This is a genomic window from Lentzea californiensis (assembly GCF_024648825.1).
GTDB classification, from domain to species: Bacteria; Actinomycetota; Actinomycetes; order Mycobacteriales; family Pseudonocardiaceae; genus Lentzea; species Lentzea californiensis.
On record NZ_JANBBE010000015.1, the window covers coordinates 70,786 to 94,185 of the forward strand.

The window sequence follows — 23,400 nt, forward strand, 5'->3', positions numbered from 1 at the left end:
TCGACCAACGTCGATACTCAAGCCGTGCTAACCGACGAAGCCACGACCTACGCCTCCTGGTTCGCGACGCTCTCCGACCCCACGAGAGTCCGCCTGCTGCACCACGTGGCCTCGTCTCCGACCCCGGTCACCGTGGGCGAACTGACCACCCTGCTGGGCGTGAGCCAGTCCACCTGCTCACACCACGTCCGCAAACTGGCAGAGGTCGGCTTCCTCCACATCCAGCGCGAGGGCACAACAACCCTCGTAACGGTCAACCCGGCCTGCTGCACGGGCCTCCCCCACGCAGCAGACGCGGTGATGGGCGCCCTCTCCACAGGCACCGTGAACCCAGTACCAAGCGTCACGATCCGCACCATGACGGCAGCAGACTGGCCAGACGTCCGCCGCATCTACGGCGAAGGCATAGCGTCAGGCAACGCAACGTTCGAGACCGAAGTCCCGTCCCGCAGAACCCTGGAATCCAAGTGGCTACCGGACCACCGCTGGATAGCCGTGGTGGACGGCAAAACCGCAGGCTGGGCAGCAGCCACCCCGGTATCGCCCCGCGAGTGCTACGCCGGGGTGGTAGAAACCTCGATCTACGTGGCCGACGCCTCCCAGGGCAGGGGCGTGGGCAAAACCCTGCTGCACCACCAGGTCTCAGCCGCAGACGCCGACGACATGTGGACCCTGCAAGCAGTCATCTTCCCGGAGAACCGAGCCAGCATCGCCCTGCACCACAAAGCGGGCTTCCGCACAGTGGGCCTACGCGAACGAATCGCCAAGCACCACGGCGAATGGCGAGACACAGTCCTTTTGGAACGCAGACGCCCTTAGCAGCCACCCCACCCGCGAAGCCGAAGGCGAGCCGTCCTCCCACAGCGATGCCGCAGGCGAGCCGTTCTTACCAAGCGGGCCCGGCGGTGGGGTCCCGTCACGAGTCGCGCCACAGCTCTTGCTGCATGCGAGAAGGGGTGTCTCGTGACGGGACCCCACCTCCAAAACGCACTCTCTAAGCAACAGGCAGCCGCCCAACGCAACAGGCGTGCCATCTACCCACTCGTGGCGCCCTCCCCCGATCAGATTGCCGGGGGTCTGGGGGCAGAGCCCCCAGGAAACGCACGCAACCCAACCAGGCCGCCCGCAAGGCAACCACCAGCCCATTCGCGACCTCAGTACAAAGCAGAAGCCAGCTTCCGCCGAGCCGAAGCAACCCGAGGATCATCGGCCGGGAACAGCTCGAACAGCCCGACCAAGTGCTGCCGAACCCGATCCCGATCCTCCCCGAACACCCGCCGAACAGTCTCAACCAACCTCGAAAACGCCTCATCGACCATCTGCCCGGCAACCTCAGCATCAGCAGCGGCAAGCTGAGCATCGATGTCCTCAGGCGCCGAATCAGCCTTGGCGATCACAGCAGGGTCAACAGCCTCAGCCCGCTCAGCGAACCGAGCCTGCGCAAGACCTTCCTTGGCCAACTCGTTCCCAGGCTCAGAGGCAAGAATCTCCGAGTAGAACCCCTGAGCAGCAACATAATCACCACGCTCAAAGGCTTCCTCAGCAGCAACGATCCGAGGATCCTCGACAACCTCTTCCTCAACGACAGGAACAGACCCAGCCCGAGCCTCACCGGCCCGAATCCCGGGCAACCGCTCCCGCAAAGCATCCAGCAACCGAGCGATCCACTGCGACAACTCGGCGTCCGCAATAGGCCCGGCGAAAGCGTCAATGGGCTGACCGGCGGCAACGGCGACGGTCGTGGGCACGGACTGCACCCCGAACGCCTGCCCGATCCGGGGCGAGGCCTCCAGGTCGACGCGGGCGAGGATCCAGGCCCCGCCGGACGCCGTGGCGAAGCGGGTCAGCGAAGCAGCGAGTTGCTGCGACTCGGGGCTGTAGGAGGCACCCAGCAGCACCACGACGGGCACCTGCAGGGACTGCTCGACCACGGCCTGGAAGGAGGCCTCGGTGACGTCCACGATCCACGGCGCGGAACCGTTGTCGGGTGCGGGGGCACCACCGGCGGGGGCCGGCGTGGCAGCGGCGGTGCGGGCAGCATCGGCTCGGGCCCTCAGGGCGCCCAGGTCGACGGCGCCGGAGAGTGCGGCGGACAGTGCGGCGGTCTTGCGAGGATCAGGCCTTGTCACGTGTTCCATCCTGGCACGGCTAGTTCCCGGACCGGGTCCAGGGCCATCGGGTTGACGCGCATCGCCTCGTTGGCTGAGGCGATGCGTAGAGCGAGCGGTGTCATCAGGTCGATGAACCGCTTTGTACCAACTGCACCCAGCGCTTCCCACGGTGCGAGAGCGGCCATGTCGGTCGCACGCTCGACTGCGGCAAGGTCGCCGGGCAGATCAGAAACTGCTTCCCATTCTTCGACACTCCAACCACGCGCGGTGCGCATGTATGCCGGATCGAGGGAATGCTCACGCGCGTAGAGCGCAAGCGCTTGGCACGGGCCTATGCCCGCGGCGACGAGGGCTGCGATGTGGCCGTCGCCGCGCGCCTCGCGCAAGATCGTGCAGGCGTGCCACAGGGCCAGGTGAGGCTCGATGGGCCACGGCAGCGAACGGTTCGCGGCGGCCAGCGGACGCCCGGCGATGGGAGCAGCCATAGCCGCCTTCCTGGCCAGCGACGCCGCCTCGGCGATCTCGGCCGTGTCGACCGAGCCCAGCAGGCGCCGCAACGCTCCGTCCGCACCCTCCAGCCGCACCCTCAGGTACGTGGAGGGCGAGGCGACCGCCCACGCGTCCGGTAGCGCGCGGGAGACCATGCGCGGTGCGAAGTTGTAGAAGACCGCCGTCGCCAGCTCCGGCGACGCGGCGCCCAGCGGTGCGGCGCGCATGCCGAAGTAGCCCATCCAGCCGCCCTTGCAGCCCAGCGCGTCCGTCGCCGCCCGGGATTCGGGCGTGAAGTACGTGACGTCGTGGTAGGGCTCGAACCTCAGCCACAGCTGTCTCGCGTCCACGCCCGACACGCTAACCCAGTGAACGGCGGCGCACGGATGCACTCACCGTCACGGCGTAGAACGTTCGGCCATCCGAGGAGATGCCCGAATCCTGCCCGTCACACTCGACTCCCGGCCCACGGAACGCGGGCCACGAACGGCGACCCGAAGTGCCGGCTCACGGGGTGTCGGAGAGGTGCTCCTCGACGCGTTCGACCTTGGCCCTCAGTTGACCGGAGTAGCCGGGCCGGATGTCCGCCTTGAGCACGAGCGACACGCGTGAGGCACTGGCCTGCACCGCTTCCGTCGCGCGCTTGACCACGTCCATCACCTCGTCCCACTCCCCCTCGACCAAGGTGAACATCGCATTGGTCTCGTTGGGCAGGCCGGACTCCCGCACGATCCGGACCGCCTCGGCGACCGCTTTCGCGACGCTTCCTGATTCGTCCGAACCGGACGGAGCAACGCTGAACGCGACAAGCACACGTGCCTCCTGCTGATCCACGAGTGGTACTGACTGGTAGCTTCCGTGCCCATGACACCGCTGCCGTTCGATCCGATCGCCCGCGCGGCCGAACTGTGGGACGACCGGGTGGGTTCCGCCACGGCGATGGCCGCCGTCACGAGCGTCATGCGTGTCCAGCAAATCATCCAGTCCGCGGTGGACGCAGCCCTCAAGCCGCACGGGCTCACGTTCGCGCGCTACGAGGCCTTGGTGCTCCTCTACTTCTCCCGCAAGGGCGCGCTGCCGATGCGGGTCATGGGCGAGCGCCTGCAGCTGCACCCGACGAGCGTCACCAACATCGTCGACCGGCTGGAGAGCGACGGCCTCGTCCGCCGCACGCCGCACCCGACCGACCGCCGCACGACGCTGGTCGAGATCACCGACGCCGGCCTGCAGCGCCGTGAGAGCGCGACCGCGGCCGTCGTCGACGTCAACCTGGGTCTCAAGGGCCTCACGGACCGCCAGACCGAGCAGCTCACGGACCTGCTCGCGAAGGTCCGCCGGGCCAGCGGCGACTTCGACGATTAATTCGGTTGGGCGGTCTGGCCGGCCTGTGGCCTGATGGGCACATGTGGGATCGACCGGACCGTTCCATCGTCGCGCTCGTCAGCACACCCAGCGGGTTCACCGGGCGCACCAGAACGATCCCGGTCGAGACACCGAACTGGAACCACGTCGAGCCGATCAACACGGCCCTGCGCGACCTGCTCGGCGTGGAGACCAGCGTGCTGCGCCTGATCTCGGTCGAAGGCGGCAAGGTGCCGTTCGGCGGGGTCGTCACGTACCACGTCGAAGCGCACGGCGAACCGGATCGAGCCCACCTCGAACCCGCCGGCGCGCCTGAACCGGACGCCGAGCACAGGCTGCCGTGGGCACGGCTCGGCGGACCGTCCGAACTCGTCGCGTGGGCGGACTCGGTGATCACCCGCACCGGTCCGGCGGTCCAGGGGCGGACCTGGAACCTCTCCAGCGTGCACCGGCTTCCCACCGCGCGGGGACCGGTCTGGCTCAAGGCCGTGCCGCCGTTCTTCGCCGACGAGGGCACGGTGATCAAGATGGTCGCCGCCCACGACCCCACCCTGGTGCCCGAGGTGCTGGCCAGCGCGCCGAACCGCGTGCTGCTCAGCCAGGCCGAGGGCGCCAACTGCTGGCGGGTGACCCCGGAGCAGATCGAGGACGTCGTACCGCGCTGGGTCGCCGTCCAGCACGCGCTGGCGGGCGAGCCGCAACTGCGGTCGTCCGCAGTGCCGATGCCGGACTTCGGCCTGCCCGACACGCTCACGCACGGCGACTTCCACCCCGGCAACTGGCGCAGCAGCGGAGTCGTCATCGACTGGTCCGACGCGGTCTGGGGTCACCCGGCGCTCGACGCGTGCCGGCTCATGGAGTACGCCAAGCCCGAACTGCACGACCTGATCCGCCGCGTGTGGAGCGAGGCGTGGCTCTCGCACCGCCCGGACAGCCGGCCGCTGGAAGCTTTGAAGGTCGCACCCCGCGCGTCCCGGCTGCACAACGCGGTGAAGTACCAGCAGTTCCTGGACAACATCGAGGCCTCGGAACGGATCTACCACGAGGGCGACCCGCAGACCGAGCTCCGCGAGGCCCTGCGCCTGGTGCACCCGTGAGCGAACGGTCGATCATCGCCCTGGTCACCCCCGGACGGGAGAACTCAGAGCTGTTCTGCGGCAGGCTCGCTGAGACGGCCGGTCCTCGAGGCCCAGCGCTCGAAGATCACCGTGCCGAACGGCGGGATGCTCGACAGCAGGCCGAGGACCAGCGTGCGGGCGTTCCACTTCAGCGGTTCCTTCGTCATCAGCGTGACGAGGATGAAGGCGACGAAGACGAAGCCGTGGATCGGGCCGAAGATCTTGACGCCGATCTCGTTCTGCACGACGACGTACTTGAAGAACATCCCGAGCAGCAGGCCCGCCCAGGAGATGGCCTCGGCCAGGGCGAGGATGCGGAACCGTCCGACCACGCTGGAGAACGTCATGGCTCCCCATCATGAACCGTGACGGGGAGCACATACCCACCGGGCCTGTCCTATTCCTCCCATTTGAAGACGCGGGAGGCGACGAACCCGACCACCAGCGAGAACCCGATCAGGATCGCCCCCGGCACCACCAGCGCCTCGATTCCCTTTCCCCGCACCAGCACGTCGAGCATGCCGTCGTTCATGTGCCGCAACGGGAAGATCTTCGAAACGGTCTGCAGCCACGCGGGCGCCTGGTCGACGGGGAAGAACGTGCCGGACAGGAACGCCATCGGCAGCACCACGATGTTCGCGGCCGCCGACGCCGCCTCCTCGGTTTTCGCGAACGCGCCGACCAGCATGCCGAGCGCGAAGAACGCGATGGTTCCCAGCAGCAGCAACGGAATCGCGAGCCACCACTGCCCGGAGAGCTGGAGCCCGAACACCGGCAGCGAGGCGACGCCGATGAAGGTCGCGCCCTGGACGAGCGCGACGCCGGTGCTGACCAGGATCCGCGACGACAGCACGGAGGCCGTCGAGATCGGTGCGAGCCGGATGCGCCGCAGCACCTGCTTGCGCCGCCACGACACGAGAGTCAGTGCCGAACCGAACACCGCCGACACCGCCACACCCCACGACAGGATGCCCGGCGTCAGGAACTGGATCGGCTTGAGCGAGGCGTCCTCGACCTTCTCCGCGGCGAACGTGAAGGTCGGCGGCTGACCGGTAGCGGCGAGGTTCGCCCTGTCCACGAACCCGTTGATGATCCCGAGCACGGTCGCCGACTGCACCTGGTCGCTCTGCGCGAACCGCACGTCGACCTGCTGCCCGCGGATGATCAGAGCGGCCGGCAGGTCGCCGTCCTTCACCTTCTGCACAGCGGCGTCGACGTCGTTGTACGACTCGAACTCCAGCGCGCCGCTGTCCCGCAGAGCACTGACGATCGGGCCGTCGCCGACGAGCGCGATCCTGGTCTTGTCCGCGCCGGCGTCGCGCAGGACGAGGCCGAAGATCACGAGGAACATCAGCGGGAACAGGAAGGTGAAGAACAGCGTCACCTTGTCCCGGACGAAGCCCTTGAGCATCGCCACCGAAAGCGTCTTGAACGCGGTCATGCCCGGTACTCCCGGCCTGTCAGGTTGAGGAAGACGTCTTCGAGGGTGGCCGTGCGGACCTGCAGGCCGTCGAGTGCACCACGTTCGGCCAGCGCCGACAGCACGGGCGCGGGGCGGCGCGTGGAGAGCGTCAGCGACACCTCGTCCTCGTGGGCCTCGTCGACGCCGTCGAGCTCCGAAGCGTCCACAACGGACAGAACGCCCTTCTGCAACGTCACGTGGGTCGGCGCGTCGAGGCCGCGCACCAGCACCGCCGGCCGGTCGAGCGCGAGGATCTTGCCGGTGTCCATGATGGCCACCCGGTCGCAGAGGATCTCGGCCTCGTCGAGGTAGTGCGTGGTGTAGACGATGGTCTTGCCGCGTTCCTTGATGGCGCGCAGCACGTCCCAGAGGTTGCGTCGGGCCTGCGGGTCGAGCGCGGCGGTCGGTTCGTCGAGGAACACGATGTCCGGGTCGTGCACCAGCGCGCACGCGATCGAGAGCCGCTGGCGCTGACCGCCGGAGAGCTTGCTCTCCTGCTCGTTCGCCTTGTCCGCGAGGCCGACCAGCTCCAGCATGTCCGCGGCCGTGCCGGCGCTCACGCCGTAGAGCGCGCCGAACGTCTGCAGCTGTTCCTTCGCCGTCAGCTTGTCGAAGAACGCCGTCGCCTGCAGCTGGACACCGATGCGCGGCAACAACTTCACGTTGCGCGGCCACGGGCTCTCACCGAGCAGCCGCACCTCGCCGCTGTCGGGCTCGCGCAGGCCCTCGACGATCTCCAGCGTGGTGGTCTTCCCGGCGCCGTTGGGCCCCAGGATGCCGAAGAACTCGCCCTCCGCCACGGTGAACGAGATCCCGTCCACCGCTTTCAGATCGCCGTAGCTCTTGCGGACGTCCCGCACCACGACCGCCGACCGTTCCTCCGTCATGGGCGAGACGGTAGGTCAGCACCTGTCGCACCACGTCACGAAACGACGAAAGTCGCCGCGAAGTCGAGACGAACGAGGTCAGCCGCCCGAAACGAGCAACGGGCAAGCGGTGTACACGTCGTTCAACCCTCGTAGCGCCGCGGCGAACTGCTCGAAGCGGGCGCGGGGAACGGCCGCGCGGACCTCGCTGATCACCTGCCACAGGTAGCGGTGCTCGGCGATCTCGAAAACGGGCTGCGGCGCGTGGCCGGGAACGTCGGCGGCGAACGCGAGCGCCACCGCCGCGGCACGCAGGCACGCGGTCGCGAGCGTCACGCAGTCCTCGGCCAACGGGCCGTCGTCCTGCGCTCGCACGACACCGCTGACGGCGAACCGGACGGCCTGCATCAGCGCGAGGTAGAGGCGCTGGCCGGCCTGGGTGCGTTCGAACGGGAGGTTCTCGGTGCCGCAGCCGGGCGTCACGACGGTCATGCCGACCTGGGGGCGGCGCAGCACGTGGTCGAAGAGCGCGGTCGGCGCCCAGAGCAGGGTGCGCCAGGAGTCCTCGGGGATCGAGGTGCCCATCCTGGCCGCGTTCTCCAGCACGTCGAGGTAGGCGATGAGGACGCCGGAGAGGAAGACACCGCCGCGGTCGCCGCCGACCCGCACGACGCCGAAGCGTTCGTCGAGTTCGGGGTCCTGGACCCAGTAGCCGGGCGTCCACTCGATGACGCCGCTGCTCGCGAGGACCACGCGCGCGAGACGCTGGTGCACGGGCGACGCCGAGAGCACCGTGTCGTCCAGCCCCATCTGGACGAGCATGGACGCGGCGTGCTGCAGCGACTCGCGCCGCTGCGGCACGAGGTCGGGGTGCAGCAGGCGGAACGGTTCCACGTCGCCCCCCTCCGTTGTCGTACACACGATGAACGGGAGGGGGCCGGAAGTCATCCGGATGAACCGCAGCGTTACGTCTCAGTTGGACGCGTCAACGCGACTTGGCCCAGGCCGCGAGCTGCGCGCGAGTCGAAAGATCGAGCGTGGTCTTCACGTTGTGCACGTGGGATTCCACGGTGCGGTGCGAGATGCCGAGCTTGGCCGCGACCTGCGCGTTCGTCAAACCCCGCGCCACCAGTTCGACGACCATCCGCTGCCGGTCGCTGAGCACCGGGTGCCGCACCACCTCCTTGTCCAGCGCGGTTTCCAGGGCGTGCCGCGCGTCCATCGCCCTGCCCGCGCCGAGCGCTCGCTGAAATGCCGGAGGAGAAAGGGATTCCCGCGCGAGGTCCAGTGCGGCGGCCGTCTTCCGCCGCCACCACCCTTCCGGCGGAACAACCCACGTCGTGCGCATCTGCTGACACGCGACCAGAAGCCGCACGCCGAGCTCGTGCCGTCCGGACGCCATCGCGACCAGGCCGCGGCCCTCGACCGACTCCAGCGCGGCCCGCGGGCTGTCCGCCGCCATGCGCGCGCCCTCCGCGAACCGGGCGCCCGCCGTCACCAAGTTCCCGCGCTCCAACGCGATGCAGCCGGCCGTGTGCACCGCGATGGCCACGACGTCCTGCCGTGCATGGACTCTGAGCACCGGCAACGCGGCTTCGACCAGTTCGGCGGCCGCGTCCACGGCACCGTCGGCGAGCAGCCGCCAGCCGAGGTTGTGGCTTGACACAGCGACACTCACATCGTTGCCGTTGCGTACGCCGTACTCGATCGATCGACGCAACGCCTTTGCGGCATTCGACACGTCACCCATGCCGTCGTAAGCGCCCGCCAACGTCCGGAACAGACGGCACATGATCAGGTCCTGCCCGCCGGACTCGGCCGTCTCGATCGCCTCGGCGGCGCACCGCACCGCCTCGTCGTGCCGTTCCTCGTGGCTCGCCAGCAGAGACGCGTACTCCAGCGCGAGGATCCGGTAACGAGCGTCGGCGGGCGACTGGTGCAGCACCTGCACCAGCACCGCGCCGGCCTGGGCGAAGTACCCGCGGTCGAAGCACACCCTGAGCAGCATCGTGGCGAGCATCAGCCGCCTGTCGTCCTGCGGCGCGACCAGATGGGCGAACGCGTACGTCACGTTGTCGTATTCCTGGTGCTGCGTCCTCACCTGCTCCGACGTGAGGATCGACGACGAGACACCGGGTTCGCCCTTCTCGCACAGCCACGCGATGATCCGTTCCGCCGTCACCCCGTGCTCTCCGTGCTCCGCAAGCCGTTCCCCGGCGTAGAGGCGAACGGATTCGAGCATCCGGAACCGGCCGCCGGCCTCCCGCACCACCAACGACTTCGCCTGCAACGCCGTGAGCAGCCCGATCACCTCGCCGCCGTGGACGACCTGGGTGATGTCCAGTCCGAACCCGCCGGGCAGCAACGCGAGCCGCCGGAACAGCTCCTGCTCACCCGCGGTCAGCAGGTCGTGGCTCCACGCGATGGCCGCACGCAGGCCACCGAGCAGGTCGAGCCGGTGGTCGAGGCGGTCCGCGAGCTCGGGCAGCGGCACGGACGCGGAGAGCTTCGCGGCCAGTTCCACGGCCAGCGGCACACCGTCCAGCCGCGCGCAGATCGCCGCGATCACGGCGGGATCGCCGCTGGTCCCGGCGCGTTCGACGAACAACTTCGCCGCGCCGGCCTCCATGCCGTGCACCGGGTAGACGACCTCGCCGACGGACCGCAGCGCCTCCCGGCTGGTCGCGAGGACCTGCACGTGCGGACATCGCGACAACAGCGCGTCCACGAGGGCACAACACTCCTCGACGAGGTGCTCGCAGTTGTCGACGAGCAGCAGGATCCGCCGGTTGTCCAGTTCCTGAAGCAACGTCGTGCGCAATGCGACACCCACGCGTTGGTACACGCCAACGGCTTGCGCGAACGCTTCCACCACCTGCTCGGGCCGGCTCAGCCTGCCCAGCTCGACCGTGCGGACCTCGACGCGTCTGGCCCGCCGGGCGAGCTCGACCGCGAGCCGCGTCTTCCCGATCCCGGCCGACCCCACGAGCGTGAGCATCCTGTGCTTGCGCAGCAACGGAAGCAGCTCCGCCAGCTCGCGCTCCCTGCCGACGAACGCGTCGTCGTGGCCGGGCAGCTCGGCGACCACTGTGGACGTCCCTGCGGAACGCAGACGGTAGGCGCGCTGACGGCACGCGTTGGAGCAGTACCGCGCCCGCGACGGCAGGGGCGCGAAGTCCGTGCCACAGCTCGCGCAAACGCCCATCGCACGAGCGTACGACCGTTCCGGCGTCTCAGTTGGAAAGGGTGCGGAGGTCGACCACGAGCGTGGTGCCCGAGAACAGTTCCGCGAGCTCGATCCGATCTTTCGCCTTCGACCGCCAGCCGCTGCGGATCCGCTGCACCACCTGCGTCTTCGCGACGTCCGCCGCCTCCGCCTCGATCACGACGTCCTTGCCGTTCTCCAGGTGGATCACGGCCCTCGTGAACTTCGGGGCGTGCGGCACGAACTCACCGGTTCCCGGCACCGCCGGGTACATCCCGAGCGCGCTGAACACGTACCAGGCCGACATCGTGCCGAGGTCGTCGTTGCCCGTGACGCCCGCCGGCCCGTTGACGAACAACGTCTGCGCCGCCCGCACGACCACCGACGTCTTCTCCGGCTTGCCGATGAGCGCGTACATCCACGGCACGTGCAGATCGGGTTCGTTGTTCGGGTTGTACCTGAACTGGTTGTAGTAGTCGTACGGCCCGACCACCCACTTCTCGCGGACCGTCCGCTTCGGGTCGGCGAGCAGGTCCTCGTACGCGAAGAAGTCGTCCAGCCGCGCCTCGGCCGCCGCCCTGCCGCCGAGCGCCGTGACCAGCCCAGTGATGTCGTGCTGGCACAGCCACTGGTACTGCCACGCCGTGCCCTCGTGGAACCCCTCCGGCCCCTGCGGCGTGAACGGGGTGAGCCACGCGCCGTTCTGCAGCTTGGGCCGCGGGAACCCGGTGAAGCCCCGGTCCGTGACGCTGTTGTCCCAAAGAGCGCGGTGGTTGAGGCCCCGCGCGCGCAGTCGTTCCGCGTCCTCGGTGTGACCCAGCGCCTCGGCCATGATCGCGAGCGTGGCGTCGGCCAGCGCGTACTCCAGGGTCGCCGACGCGCCGTGGTGCGGATCGGTGTCCTGTCCCTTCTTCGGGAAGCGCTTGTCGTACTGGACGAACCCCTTGGCGAGGTAGTTCGGGTTGCCGGACCTGCCCTGGAAGCGCGAACTCTGCGGCGGCACGCCGTCGGCGTTCTGCAGCAACGCCCGGTACGCCTGCTCCTCGAAGCCCGCGAGGTGCCCGAAGCGCCACAGGTCGACCAGGAACGGCGTGACCGGGTCGCCGGTCATGCAGTTGGTCTCCTGGTTCGCGTACGCCCAGCGCGGCAGCCAGCCGCCCTGCTCGTGGATCGCCAGGACGCTCCGCGCGATGTCCTTGCTCCTCGTCGTGCGGATCAGCGCGAGGAGCTGGTTGTGGGCCCGGTAGGTGTCCCACAGCGAGTAGTACTCGTAGTAGGTCCAGCCGTCGGCCTGGTGGATCTCGTCGTCGAAGCCGCGGTACCGGCCATCCGCGTCGCTGCCGGTCAGCGGCTGGAGCAGCACGTGGTAGAGCGCGGTGTAGAAGACCGCGCGCTCGTCCCAGTCCTCAGTTTCGATCTCGATGCACCCGAGTTCCGCGCGCCAGGCGTCCTGCGCCTCGTTGCGGACGTCGTCGAAGGTCTTGCCGGCGGTCTCGGTCTCCAGGTTGTTCGCGGCGCCTTGCTCGTCCACTTGGGACAGTGCGGTCGTGGCCGTGACCGGGCCCGGTCCGAAGGTGACCCAGGCGCCCCGGAGCCCGGCGCCTCCCGCGGACTCCCGCCGCCCCGGCCTGGACCCGGACGGGCCCCAGGTGCCGAACTCCTCGAACGGGCGGTCGAACCTGGTGGTGAAGTACGTGACGTACGGGCGGCCGCCGCAGAACGCCTGCGTCTCCACGGTTCCGGTGATCGTGCGGTCGTCCAGGACCCTGACCGAGCTGGCGCTGACGGGTTCCTTGTCGTTGGCCTGCCCGACGTTGACGAGCAGCGTGCCCCGGACGCCACCGGGGAACGTGTACCGCTCGACGCCGGCCCTCGTGGTCGCGGTGCACTCGACGGTGATGTCGCGGTCCAGCTTCACCTTGTAGTAGCCGGGTTTGCCGATCTCGCCGTCGTGCGTGTACGCGCTGGCGTACCGCTTGTGGTCGAAGGTCTGCGGCAGCGCGGTGACCGGCAGGATCGGCACCAGCCCGCCCTGCTCCCAGCAGCCCGCACCGGACAGGAAGAAGTGCCCGAAGCCGCGGATCTGCTGGTCGTCGTAGCGGTAGCCCGCGTAGTGCGAGCCGATCGGGCTGGAGTGGGCCTTGCCGAACGGCATGGACGCGCCGGGGAAGGTGTTTCCCTCGTCCTTCGTGCCGATGAAGGTGTTGACCGACTCGATGGGATCCAGTGCGTCCACGACATTCACCCTAGTTGCGATTCCGGGGCCGGGCGGGACGGCGGAGTGGTCCAGTCGGGTGGCAAGGGACGGGCAAGGGACCGGGCCGGGGTGCGCCGCCGCCGCACGCGCACCCCGGCCCGGGGGTCTTCTCGCCGGACTCGTGGGCACTCAGGGCCACCGACGCTGTCCGTCACCAGATCATCGCTGAGCGCACACGGTCAAGGTCAAGACCATCGCGATCACTTGTCCTGTTCCGGACATTCGACAACGTGATGAGGGCGCCCTTGAACGGTCCGGAAGTGTTGACAAGGCCGTAAAGCCGGGGTGAGATACGCCCACTATGACAACGTTGTCCCCCAGCGGGCCCGTAGCCGGTCAGCGCAAGGTACGTCGTGCGACGATGAACGACGTCGCGCGGCTCGCGGGCGTGAGCATCAAGACCGTCTCACGCGTGGTCAACGACGAACCGGGCGTGCACCCGTCCACCGCCGAGCGCGTGCTCGCGGCCATCGACCAGCTCGGGTTCCGGCGGAACCTGAGTGCCCGCAACCTGCGCCGGGGCTCGTCCACCGGCACGATCGGGCTGGTGCTGGAGGACGTCGGCAACCCGTTCTACTCCGGCGTGACCCGCGCTGTCGAGGAAATCGCCCGGCTGCGCGGCAGACAGGTGATCTCGGGGTCGTCCGACGAGGATCCCGGGCGTGAACGCGAGCTGGCGCTGGAGTTCTGCAGCAGGCGCGTCGACGGGCTGCTGATCGTGCCCGCCGGCCTGCAGCACAGCTACCTGGTACCGGAGATGCGCGCGGGCACGCCCGTGGTGTTCCTGGACCGGCCCGCGGGTGACGTCGTCGCCGACACCGTGCTGGTGGACAACATCGGCGGCACCGTCGAGGCGGTCACGCACCTCGCCTCGCACGGGCACCGCCGCATCGCGTTCCTCGGGGACGCGCCGGACATCTTCACGGCCAACGAGCGCCTGCGCGGTTATCGCGAAGGGTGCGTGCGGGCGGGCATCGGCTACCACGAGGAGCTCGTGGCGATGGGCCCGCACGACGAAAGCAGCGTCAGGACCACGTTGCAGCGCCTGCACAGCATGCGGGAGCCCGCGACGGCGATCGTGGCCGGCAACAACCGCATCACCGTCTACATCCTGCGCGCGCTCGCCGGCGTCGCCGAAAGGCCCGCGCTGGTGGGCTTCGACGACTTCGAACTCGCTGACCTGTTGTCGCCGCCGGTGACCGTGATCGCGCACGACGCGAGCGCGCTCGGCAAGGCGGCCACCGATTTGTTGTTCGCCCGACTGGATGGCGACAACTCACCACCGCGCCGCGTCGTGCTGCCGGTGCGCTTGGTGCCACGAGGATCCGGGGAGGTCCACGCGTGAGTTCTGGTGTTCTCCACCAGCCTGTCAACTTGCCCGCCAACCAGCCGAAGCAGTTCTACCGCGGCGGTGAGGCGATCGCCGCGTTGCGCGGCGGGACCAGCGGCGACTTCGGCCCCGAGGACTGGGTGGCGTCGACGACGACGCTCTACGGACGCGACGACGCCGGGTTGACAACGTTGCCGGACGGCGTTCTCCTGCGCGACGCGGTGAAGGCGGACCCGACCGGCTGGCTCGGCGCGGACCACGCGGCGAAGTTCGGCGGCGACACGGCGTTGCTGGTGAAGCTGCTCGACGCGGGCCAGCGCCTGCCGGTGCACTGCCACCCGTCGAACGCTTTCGCGTCCTCGCACCTGAACTGCCGCCACGGCAAGACGGAGGCGTGGATCGTCGTCGGCACCACCGGCGCGAACCCGACCGTCTACATCGGATTCCGCGACGACGTGCCCGCGGACACCGTCGCCGGCTGGGTCGCCACGCAGGACACGAAGGCGATGCTCGACGCGCTGAACCCGGTCTGCGTCCGGCCCGGCGACACGGTCTTCGTGCCCGCCGGCGTGCCGCACGCGATCGGCGAGGGCGTGTTCATCGTCGAACTGCAGCAGCCCACGGACTTCTCGGTCACGCTGGAGTGGCAGGGCTTCCTCGCCAACGCCGACGTCGGCCACCTCGGCCTCGGCTACGACGTCGCGCTCGACTGCGTCGACCGGCGGGGCTGGAGCGGGAAGCTCGAGGAACTGGTCCACCAGACGTCCGACAGGTGGGCGCCGTCGGTCGACCTCCTCGGCCACGACGCGGACCCGTTCTTCCAGGCCGACCGCCTGCACGTCGAGGGTTCCTTCACGCTGGAGCCGTCGTTCGCCGTGCTGGTGGTGCTGGAGGGCGCGGGCAAGCTCGGTGAGCTGGAGGTGCACAAGGGCAGCACGCTCGTCGTGCCGCACGCGGCGGGCGAGCTCGGCCTGACCGGTGACCTGGTGGCGATCCGCTGCCGCCCACCTGTTCTGTCCACAGTGGAGGATGTGATGCAGTGAGCCAGCCGTTGCTGGAGGCTCGTGATCTCACGAAGAACTACGGCACCGTGGAAGCTCTCCGCGGTGCCTCGTTCACCGCTCACCCCGGTGAGGTCGTATCGCTGATCGGCGACAACGGCGCGGGCAAGTCCACCCTGGTGAAGTGCCTGTCCGGGGTGGAGCAGCCGACCGGTGGCACGCTGCTGTTCGACGGCGAGCCGCTCGTGCTGGGCTCCCCCAACGATGCCCGCGACCTGGGCATCGAGACGGTGTTCCAGGACCTCGCGGTCGCGCCCGACCTCGACCCGGCCGCGAACATGTTCCTGGGCAGGGAGATCCTCAAGCCCGGCTTGCTCGGGTTCCTGGGCGTGCTCGACAAGAAGGCCATGCGCAAGCAGGCCACCGAGCACTTCACCCGGTTCGGCGCGACGCTGCAGAGCATCGACGTGCCGATCGCGGCGCTCTCCGGTGGCCAGCGCCAGTCCGTCGCGGTCGCGCGGTCGGTGGCGTGGGCGTCGAAGCTCGTGTTCATGGACGAGCCGACGGCCGCACTCGGTGTCGTGCAACGGGAACGCGTGCTCGACGTGATCAAGCGCGTGCGCGACGAGGGCGTCGCCGTCGTGCTGATCTCGCACAACATGCCCGAGGTGCTGTCGGTCTCCGACCGCGTCGAGGTGCTGCGCCTCGGCCGTCGCGTGGCCCGTTTCAAGGCTTCCGAGACCAGTGTGGAAGAGCTCGTCGGCGCGATGACCGGCGCGCTGACCCAGGAGGACGCGGCCTGATGACCGAGAAGACAACGATGTCATCTCTACCGGACGAGCACCGCACGTCGTTCCTCAAGCGGGTGGCCGGCGCCAACACGCTCTGGATCGGCCTGGTGCTCCTGGTCCTGGTCGCCACGTTCGGCGCGATCCGGCCGGACGCGGTCTTCCAGGTGACCACCCTGCAGTTCCTGCTGGCGGAAACGGCCGTGCTGCTGGTGCTCTCGGTCGGCATGACGTTCGTGATCATCACGTCCGGCATCGACCTGTCCGTCGGTTCGGTGCTGGTGTTCGCGTCGGTGGCCTCCGCCATGGCGATGAACGCCGTGTCCGGCGGTGACGCGACGAACGCCGGCTGGGGCGTGATCGCGTTCGGGCTGCTCGTCGCGGTGGTCAGCGGTGCGGTCTGGGGCCTGCTCAACGGCCTGCTGATCTCGCGCGCGAAGATCCCGGCGCTGATCGTGACGCTGGGGTCGTTCGGCGCGGCGCAGGGCGCGGCCCTGTTGCTGAACAACGGTTCCAACGTGTCCGGCATCCCGGACAGGCTGAACCGCACCTTCGGTTCCGGCACGTACCTCGGCATCCCGAACATCGTGATCGTGGCCGCGGTCGTCACCGCTCTGGGCGCGCTGCTGCTGTCGACCACGCGGTTCGGCCGCTACACGTACGCGGTCGGCTCGAACGAGGAAGCGGCACGGCGCGTGGGCATCTCGGTGCGCGGCCACCTGACGAAGGTGTACCTGCTCGCGGGCACCCTGGCCGGTCTCGCGGGGTTCATGGGCAACGCGTTCTTCCGCGTCGCGGTCGTTACCGGCCACGAGACGGACAACCTGAACGCGATCGCCGCCGTCGTCCTGGGTGGCACGAGCATCTTCGGCGGCACGGGTTCGGTGCTGGGCACGGTCTTCGGCGTGTTCATCCCCGCGGTGCTGGAGAAGGGCCTCGTGATCATCGGGGTCAAGGAGTTCTGGCAGCCGATCGCCGTGGCGATCGTGCTGGTGGCCGCCGTGTGGCTGGACCAGACACGGCGCCGGGCGCGCAACCAACGTTAGGAAGGTGCTGGACCAATGAAGATCCGCTCCGCTCTGGCAGTCTCAGCCGCTCTCCTGCTCGCCGCGTGTGGCGGGGGCGGGCAGATCGGCGACTCGAACTCGGGCGACACCGCCACGAACAAGAAGCTGGTGCTGATCCCCGGCATCACGGCGGAGCCGTTCTACATCTCGATGCAGTGCGGTTTCGAGGAGGCGGCGAAGGCCGCGGGCTACGAGTTCGACACCCAGGCCCCCGCGAAGTTCGACGCGGCCCAGCAGACCCCGATCGTCACGGGCATCCTCGCGTCGAAGCCCGCCGCCGTCCTGATCGCGCCGACCGACGACAAGGCCATGGCCGGCCCGATGAAGCAGCTCAAGGACGCGGGCATCAAGGTCGTCGAGGTCGACACCAAGCTCCAGGACACCTCGATCGGCGTCTCCTCCATCTCGTCCGACAACGAGCAGGGCGGCAAGCTCGCGGCCGAGACGCTGAACAAGCTCTCCGCCGGCAAGTCCGGCTCGGTGCTCGTGCTCAACACCAAGGCCGGCACGTCCACCACGGACGCGCGCGCCAAGGGTTTCGAGGAGGCCGTCAAAGCCTTCCCGAACCTCAAGTACATCGGCCAGCAGTACACCGACAACGAGCCCGCCACCGCGGCCTCGAAGGTGACCGCGACCCTGGCCGCGAACCCGGACCTGATCGGGGTGTTCGCGACCAACCTCAACACCGGTGAGGGCGCGGCGACCGGCCTGCGCAACGCGGGCAAGACCGGCACGGTGAACCTCGTCGGCTTCGACGCCTCGCCGAACCAGGTGAAGGACCTGCAGGGCGGCACCGTGCAGGCCCTGATCGCCCAGGACCCCGCCACGATCGGCAGGCAGGGCGTCGAGCAGGCCCTGGCCGCGATCGACGGCAAGGAGAACAAGCGCGACATCGAGACGGACCTCGTCGCCATCACGAAGGACGACGCGTCGGCCAACTCGAAGTACTTCTACAAGGAGTCCTGCTGACTTCTGCGTCCCGGAGGGCCGTTCCCGACCAGGGGACGGCCCTCCGGCCTGCCAGGGCCTGATGACGCATGTCATGGCTGTGTGGCCGGGTGGGCTAAGACCCAAGTCGTACGAACCCGTCATCCTTCAGCCGATGCCCAGCACCCCCGGAACCGATGAGCTGGAAGCACAGTGGAGGGGGCTCGAATGCTACGAAGGAAGACCGCGACGGTGTTGGCCGTCGTGACCGCGACATCCCTGCTCATCGCACCACAGGCGCAGGCGGCACCGACGCAGAAGATCGAGTGGCAGAAGTGCTTCGACACGCCACCGCCGGGACTGCCGCCGGGCGGCGAGCGGCTGGAGTGCGGCAGCTTCACCGCGCCGATGGACTGGAACAACCCGCGCAACGGCAAGACCATCACCATCGCGGTCAGCCGCCTCACGCCGAAGAGCGGCAAGGCCGGGCAGACCATCTTCACCAACCCCGGCGGGCCGGGCGGGCCCGGTCTCACCCTCCCGCTCGTCTACCTCGACCGGCCCAAGCTGAGCGAGAACGCCGAGATCATCGGCATCGACGTGCGCGGCACCGGTGCCAGCAGCAACGTCACCTGCGGCAGCTTCGACTCGACGGGGCTGACCGATCCGCGCGACCGCAGCAAGGCCAACCTCGACCTGATCTACGGCGCCATGAAGCTGCACGCGCAGTTCTGCCAGGCCAAGTCCGGTGAGTTCGGCAAGTACGTCACCACCGACCAGACGGTGAAGGACCTGGACCTGTTGCGGCAGGTGCTGGGCAAGAAGAAGGTCAGCTGGCTCGGTTACTCCGGCGGCAGCTGGATGGGCGCCTACTACGCCACGTACTTCCCCAAGACGCTGGACAAGATCGTCCTCGACTCCAACGTCGACTTCACCGCGCCGTGGCAGGACGCGTTCGACGACTGGGGCATGGGCTTCGAGCGCCGCTTCCGCGTCGACTACCTGCCGTGGGTGGCCAAGTACGACAGCGTCTACCACCTCGGCAAGACCGCCGAGGAGGTGCGCCAGTCCTACGAACGCACTCGTGCCAAGCTCGCCGAGCAACCCGTGACACGGCCGGAAGGCGTGTACAACGGCGTGCAGTTCGACCTCCTGCTGCGCGGCACGCTCTACGTGAAGGACACCTTCGCTCAGGGCACGCAGATCTTCGCGGAGCTCGCCGGCACCGTGCCCGCGCAGCTCGGAACGCTGGCCACCTACCCGGACGCGCAGCTCGCCACGGCCTACTCGATCCTGTGCAACGACACGAAGTTCCGCGGCGACCGGAAGTTCCTCGAACGCGAGGCCGCGGTGAACGGCGCGAAGTGGCCGCTCGTCGGCTACACGCAGGTCGCCGGCCCGTGCGCGTTCTGGAACCGGCCGGACGTGAACCTCAGGAAGCCCACCGGCATCGGCGTGCCGACGACGTTGATGGTGCAGTCGGTGCGCGACCCGGCGACGCCGCTCGAAGGCGCGCAGCGAGCGCATCGCAACTTCAACAACTCGGTGCTGCTGACCGTTGAAGACGAGGGTGACCACGGCATCTACGGGTTCGGCAACGACTGCGTGAACGACGTCGTCGAGCGCTACCTCGTCGACGGCATCACGCCGGCGAAGGACCTGACGTGCCAGGGGGTTCCGCTTCCCGCCCCAGGTGAGACCAGGCAGAACTCGCTGGAGAACGCACGCCGGCTGGCCGCCCACCTCGGCAAGTAGAAGGGGGAAACGCATGCACCGCAGGAAGATCGCGGCGGCACTCGCCGCCGTCACCGCGACATCGCTCCTGATCGCTCCGCAGGCTCACGCGGCCGGACTGGCCGACCAGCGGATCGAGTGGCAGAAGTGCGGTGACGAGCCAGGCTTCGAACGACTGGAGTGCGGCAGCTTCACCGCACCGATGGACTGGAACAACCCGCGCGACGGCAAGACCATCACCATCGCGGTCAGCCGCACCGTTCCGTTGAACGGCAAGGCGAAGACCGCCGTCTTCACCAACCCGGGCGGACCGGGCGGCGCGGGCCGCACGCTGCCGCTGATCTACCTGAACCGGCCGAAGCTCAGCGAGAACGCCGAGATCTACGGCATCGACGTGCGCGGCACCGGTGCCAGCAGCAACGTCACCTGTGGCGGGTTCGACACCCTCGGCTCGACGGACCCGCGAGACCGCAGCAAGGCCAACCTCGACCTGATCTACAGCGGCATGGAGCTGCAGGCGAAGTTCTGCCAGACCAAGTCCGGCGAGCTCGGCCGGTACATCACCACCGACCAGACCGTCCGCGACCTCGACCTGCTCCGCCAGGTGCTGGGCCGCAAGAAGGTCGACTGGCTCGGTTACTCCGGCGGCAGCTGGATGGGCGCGTACTACGCCACGTACTTCCCGAAGACGCTCGACAAGATCGTCCTCGACTCCAACACCGAGTTCACCGCGCCGTGGCAGACGGTGTTCGGCGACTTCGGCATGGGCTTCGAGCGGCGGTTTCGCGTCGACTTCGCGCCCTGGGTCGCCCAGCACGACGACGTCTACCACCTCGGCAAGACCGGTGAAGAGGTGCGCCAGGCCTACGAGCGCACGCGTGCGAAGCTCGCACAGCAGCCCGTCACCCTGCCCGAGGGCACGTACTACCCGGTCACGCTGGACCTGGTGCTCGTCCAGGGCCAGTACAGCAAGTACGCGTTCGACGGTGCCGCGCGCAAGCTGGCCGAACTGGCCGGCACGGTGCCGGCGCCGCTGACGGCGCAGGCGAGCTACCCGGACGCGGCGAACGCCACGCTGCACTCGATCGTCTGCAACGACACCAAGTTCCGCGGTGACCGCAGGTACCTCGAACGCGACGCGGCCCAGGATGGCGCGAAATGGCCGCTGCTGGGCTACTACCAGATCATGGGCCCCTGCGCGTACTGGGACCGGCCGGACGTCACCCTGAAGCGCCCCAACGGGATCGGCGTCACGCCGACGCTGATGGTGCAGTCCGAACGCGATGCGCCGACGCCGATCGAGGGCGCCCGCAAGGCGCACGCCGGGTTCGCCGGATCGCGGATGCTGACCGTCAAGGACGAGGGTGACCACGGCATCTACGGCTTCGACAACGGCTGTGTGAACGACGTCGTCGAGCGCTATCTCGTGGACCGCGTGACGCCGGCCGGAGACCTGTCCTGCCCCGGCGTGCCGTTGCCCGAACCGGGCCAGCAGCAGGCCGGTCCGCTGGAGCAGGCCCGCGAGCTCGCAGTTCGGCTCGGCTGGTGAAGGGGCGACGCCCGATGAGAAGGCAACTGGCGGCCGTGGCCGCCGCGACCGTGGTCACGACGCTGTTCGTGGTGCCGCAGGCGTCCGCGAGCACGACCTTCGCGAACCAGGAGATCGCGTGGGAGCAGTGTTCCGGCGCTCCCGGGTTCGAACGGCTGCAGTGCGGCTGGTTCACCGCTCCGATGGACTGGAACAACGCTGACAACGGCAAGACCATCACCATCGCGATCAGCCGCACGGTTCCGTTGAACGGCAAGGCGAAGACCACCGTCTTCACCAACCCCGGCGGGCCCGGAGGTGAGGGCCGCACCCTGCCGCTCGTCTACCTGAACCGGCCGAAGCTCAGCGAGAACGCCGAGATCTACGGCATCGACGTGCGCGGCACGGGTGGCAGCGACAACGTCACGTGCGGCAACTACCAGCACCGGCTCGCCACCGACTGGCGCGACCGGAGCAAACCGAACCTCGACCTGACCTACGGCGGCATGGAGCTGCAGGCGAAGTTCTGCCAGACCAAGTCCGGCGAGCTCGGCCGGTACATCACGACCGAGCAGACGGTGCGCGACCTGGACCTGCTCCGGCAGGTGCTGGGCAGGAAGAAGGTCAGCTGGCTCGGCTACTCCGGCGGCAGCTGGATGGGCGCCTACTACGCCACCTACTTCCCCAAGACGCTCGACAAGATCGTCCTCGACTCCAACACCGAGTTCACCGAGTCGTGGCAGGAGGTCTTCGACAACCTCCCGGCGGGCGCCGAGCTCCGGTTCCGCGTCGACTTCCTGCCGTGGGTGGCGAAGTACGACACCGTGTTCCACCTCGGCAAGACCGCGGAGGAGGTGCGCCAGGCCTACGAGACCACGCGCGCGAGGCTGGCCGAGCAGCCCGTCACGTTGCCGGACGGCACCGTCGTGACGCCGGTGCTGCTGGACGCCCTGATCTTCACGGGCCTGTACAGCAAGGACTCGTTCGAAGGCACCGCCCAGCTGTTCGCACAACTCGCGCACCCCGTTTCGCTGGCCCAGGCTCCGAAGCAGTACCCGGACGCGCTGATGGGCACGCAGATGTCGATCCTGTGCAACGACACCCCGTTCCGCGGTGATCGGAAGTCGCTGGAGCGCGAAGGGAACAAGAGCGTCAAGCGGTACTCGCTCGTCGGCGGTTACCAGGTGACCGGACCGTGCGCGTGGTGGGACCGCCCGAACGTGAACCTCAAACGTCCCAACGGCAAGGGCATGGACTCCGCGCTGATGGTGCAGTCGGTGCGCGATCCCGCGACGCCGCTGGCAGGCGCGCAACGGGCTCACGCGAAGTTCGCCAATTCGCGCCTGCTGACCGTGCGGGACGAGGGTGACCACGGCATCTACGGGTTCGGCAACGACTGCGTCGGCGACGTGGTGGAGAGCTACCTCGTCGACGGCGTGGTGCCGAAGAAGGACCTGAGCTGTCCGGGGGTGCCGCTGCCGGCGCCCGGCGAGAGCACGGGCAACCCGCTCACCGAGGCGCAGCGGCTGGCGGCTCAGCTCGGCTGGTGAACCTCCAGCACGGCCTGGGAGAACGTCGTGTACCAGGAGCTCTCGGTGAACCCCGGACCGGTCTCCTCGCCGAGGTAGAGGTCGATGTGCCTCTCCCCGCCGAGGCCGGGGGTGAACTCGTCGGTGATCTGCCACGACGAGGACGCGAGCTTCTGGCACACGGCGGCGTCGACGTTGCCGCCTTCGGGGGTCTGTCCACACGAGACGAGCTTGATCCGTGAGCCCGTCCTCACCCCGTCCGCGGCAGCCGAGACGAAGGGCCGCAACGGCTTGCCGAACGAGTCACGCGGCGCGGTGTCGAGCCAGTAGCCCTTGTCGTAGGACCAGTTGAGGTACCGGCCGTCCGCCGTGCGGCCGGTACCCTCGTCCTCCACCGCCTTCGCGAACGACTGCGGGAAGGTACCGAGCACGTCGTCACCGTGCTCGCAGTCGATGTGCGGGCACCCCCGCACGGGCGCCGCCGGTCCACTGTGGAACGACTCGACGGCGGTGTAGTAGACGGTGACCTCCCAGCCCTCGTCGATGGCGCCGGCCGAGGGCGGCCCGGCCTGGCCGGCAGAGCACCCGGCCAGCACCAGAACCGCCCACAGCCAGCGCACCCAGAC

Annotated in this window: 21 protein-coding genes; 11 read left to right on the forward strand and 10 right to left on the reverse strand. The window is 68.8% G+C overall.

Features of this window, described 5'->3' with window-relative positions; genetic code table 11:
* Positions 1–24 precede the first annotated feature (24 nt).
* Complete coding sequence (locus LX88_RS37625; protein WP_258952531.1) at positions 25–819, forward strand: helix-turn-helix domain-containing GNAT family N-acetyltransferase; 795 nt, start codon at positions 25–27, stop codon at positions 817–819.
* Between the two features lie 335 nt (positions 820–1,154).
* On the opposite strand, the gene LX88_RS37630 is transcribed toward LX88_RS37625, so the two are convergent.
* From LX88_RS37630 to LX88_RS37640, 3 genes are all read right to left on the reverse strand, one after another.
* Complete coding sequence (locus LX88_RS37630; RefSeq protein ID WP_258952532.1) at positions 1,155–2,129, reverse strand: tetratricopeptide repeat protein; 975 nt, start codon at positions 2,127–2,129, stop codon at positions 1,155–1,157.
* Positions 2,126–2,950: an SCO6745 family protein gene (locus LX88_RS37635; RefSeq protein WP_258952533.1), complete on the reverse strand. Its 825-nt coding sequence runs from the start codon at positions 2,948–2,950 to the stop codon at positions 2,126–2,128. The genes LX88_RS37630 and LX88_RS37635 overlap by 4 nt, the downstream gene beginning before the upstream one ends.
* A 157-nt stretch (positions 2,951–3,107) precedes the next feature.
* Positions 3,108–3,413: an MTH1187 family thiamine-binding protein gene (locus LX88_RS37640; RefSeq protein WP_258952534.1), complete on the reverse strand. Its 306-nt coding sequence runs from the start codon at positions 3,411–3,413 to the stop codon at positions 3,108–3,110.
* 51 nt (positions 3,414–3,464) lie between these two features.
* On the opposite strand from LX88_RS37640, the gene LX88_RS37645 reads away from it, so the two are divergent.
* Complete coding sequence (locus LX88_RS37645) at positions 3,465–3,962, forward strand: MarR family winged helix-turn-helix transcriptional regulator (protein ID WP_258952535.1); 498 nt, start codon at positions 3,465–3,467, stop codon at positions 3,960–3,962.
* A gap of 41 nt (positions 3,963–4,003) precedes the next feature.
* Positions 4,004–5,059 (forward strand): phosphotransferase, encoded by a 1,056-nt coding sequence (locus LX88_RS37650; protein WP_258952536.1) that lies wholly within the window; start codon positions 4,004–4,006, stop codon positions 5,057–5,059.
* Between the two features lie 44 nt (positions 5,060–5,103).
* Here LX88_RS37650 and LX88_RS37655 read toward each other — a convergent pair whose 3' ends face one another.
* From LX88_RS37655 to LX88_RS37680, 6 genes are all read right to left on the reverse strand, one after another.
* The gene (locus LX88_RS37655) at positions 5,104–5,427 is read right to left on the reverse strand and encodes a DUF3817 domain-containing protein (RefSeq protein ID WP_258952537.1); all 324 of its coding nucleotides are present in this window, start codon (positions 5,425–5,427) and stop codon (positions 5,104–5,106) included.
* A gap of 50 nt (positions 5,428–5,477) precedes the next feature.
* Positions 5,478–6,521 carry an ABC transporter permease gene (locus tag LX88_RS37660; protein ID WP_258952538.1) on the reverse strand — a complete coding sequence of 348 codons (1,044 nt, stop codon included), beginning with the start codon at positions 6,519–6,521 and terminating at the stop codon, positions 5,478–5,480.
* Entirely contained in the window at positions 6,518–7,429 is a 912-nt protein-coding gene (locus tag LX88_RS37665; protein ID WP_258952539.1) for an ABC transporter ATP-binding protein, read from the reverse strand. The genes LX88_RS37660 and LX88_RS37665 overlap by 4 nt, the downstream gene beginning before the upstream one ends.
* Positions 7,430–7,507: 78 nt before the next feature.
* The gene (locus LX88_RS37670; protein ID WP_258952540.1) at positions 7,508–8,302 is read right to left on the reverse strand and encodes a 3-methyl-L-tyrosine peroxygenase-related protein; all 795 of its coding nucleotides are present in this window, start codon (positions 8,300–8,302) and stop codon (positions 7,508–7,510) included.
* Between the two features lie 91 nt (positions 8,303–8,393).
* On the reverse strand, positions 8,394–10,613 hold the full coding sequence (locus LX88_RS37675; protein WP_258952541.1) for a helix-turn-helix transcriptional regulator: 2,220 nt from the start codon (positions 10,611–10,613) through the stop codon (positions 8,394–8,396).
* A 28-nt stretch (positions 10,614–10,641) separates the two neighbouring features.
* On the reverse strand, positions 10,642–12,849 hold the full coding sequence (locus LX88_RS37680) for a GH92 family glycosyl hydrolase (RefSeq protein ID WP_258952542.1): 2,208 nt from the start codon (positions 12,847–12,849) through the stop codon (positions 10,642–10,644).
* A gap of 382 nt (positions 12,850–13,231) precedes the next feature.
* Between LX88_RS37680 and LX88_RS37685 the strand changes: the two genes are divergently transcribed.
* From LX88_RS37685 to LX88_RS37720, 8 genes are all read left to right on the forward strand, one after another.
* Positions 13,232–14,215 carry a LacI family DNA-binding transcriptional regulator gene (locus LX88_RS37685; protein ID WP_090066570.1) on the forward strand — a complete coding sequence of 328 codons (984 nt, stop codon included), beginning with the start codon at positions 13,232–13,234 and terminating at the stop codon, positions 14,213–14,215.
* Positions 14,216–14,244: 29 nt separating this feature from the next.
* Positions 14,245–15,243, forward strand: a complete 999-nt coding sequence (locus LX88_RS37690) for a class I mannose-6-phosphate isomerase (RefSeq protein ID WP_258952543.1) — start codon at positions 14,245–14,247, stop codon at positions 15,241–15,243.
* The gene (locus LX88_RS37695; protein WP_258952544.1) at positions 15,240–16,004 is read left to right on the forward strand and encodes an ATP-binding cassette domain-containing protein; all 765 of its coding nucleotides are present in this window, start codon (positions 15,240–15,242) and stop codon (positions 16,002–16,004) included. The genes LX88_RS37690 and LX88_RS37695 overlap by 4 nt, the downstream gene beginning before the upstream one ends.
* The gene (locus LX88_RS37700) at positions 16,004–17,035 is read left to right on the forward strand and encodes an ABC transporter permease (RefSeq protein ID WP_258952545.1); all 1,032 of its coding nucleotides are present in this window, start codon (positions 16,004–16,006) and stop codon (positions 17,033–17,035) included. The genes LX88_RS37695 and LX88_RS37700 overlap by 1 nt, the downstream gene beginning before the upstream one ends.
* Positions 17,036–17,050: 15 nt before the next feature.
* The gene (locus LX88_RS37705; protein WP_258952546.1) at positions 17,051–18,025 is read left to right on the forward strand and encodes an ABC transporter substrate-binding protein; all 975 of its coding nucleotides are present in this window, start codon (positions 17,051–17,053) and stop codon (positions 18,023–18,025) included.
* Between the two features lie 222 nt (positions 18,026–18,247).
* Entirely contained in the window at positions 18,248–19,738 is a 1,491-nt protein-coding gene (locus LX88_RS37710) for an alpha/beta hydrolase (RefSeq protein ID WP_258952547.1), read from the forward strand.
* A gap of 13 nt (positions 19,739–19,751) precedes the next feature.
* Positions 19,752–21,266 (forward strand): alpha/beta hydrolase, encoded by a 1,515-nt coding sequence (locus LX88_RS37715; RefSeq protein ID WP_258952548.1) that lies wholly within the window; start codon positions 19,752–19,754, stop codon positions 21,264–21,266.
* 14 nt (positions 21,267–21,280) lie between these two features.
* On the forward strand, positions 21,281–22,795 hold the full coding sequence (locus LX88_RS37720; protein ID WP_258952549.1) for an alpha/beta hydrolase: 1,515 nt from the start codon (positions 21,281–21,283) through the stop codon (positions 22,793–22,795).
* Here LX88_RS37720 and LX88_RS37725 read toward each other — a convergent pair.
* Positions 22,780–23,394: a hypothetical protein gene (locus tag LX88_RS37725; protein ID WP_258952550.1), complete on the reverse strand. Its 615-nt coding sequence runs from the start codon at positions 23,392–23,394 to the stop codon at positions 22,780–22,782. The genes LX88_RS37720 and LX88_RS37725 overlap by 16 nt on opposite strands.
* Between the last annotated feature and the right edge of the window lie 6 nt (positions 23,395–23,400).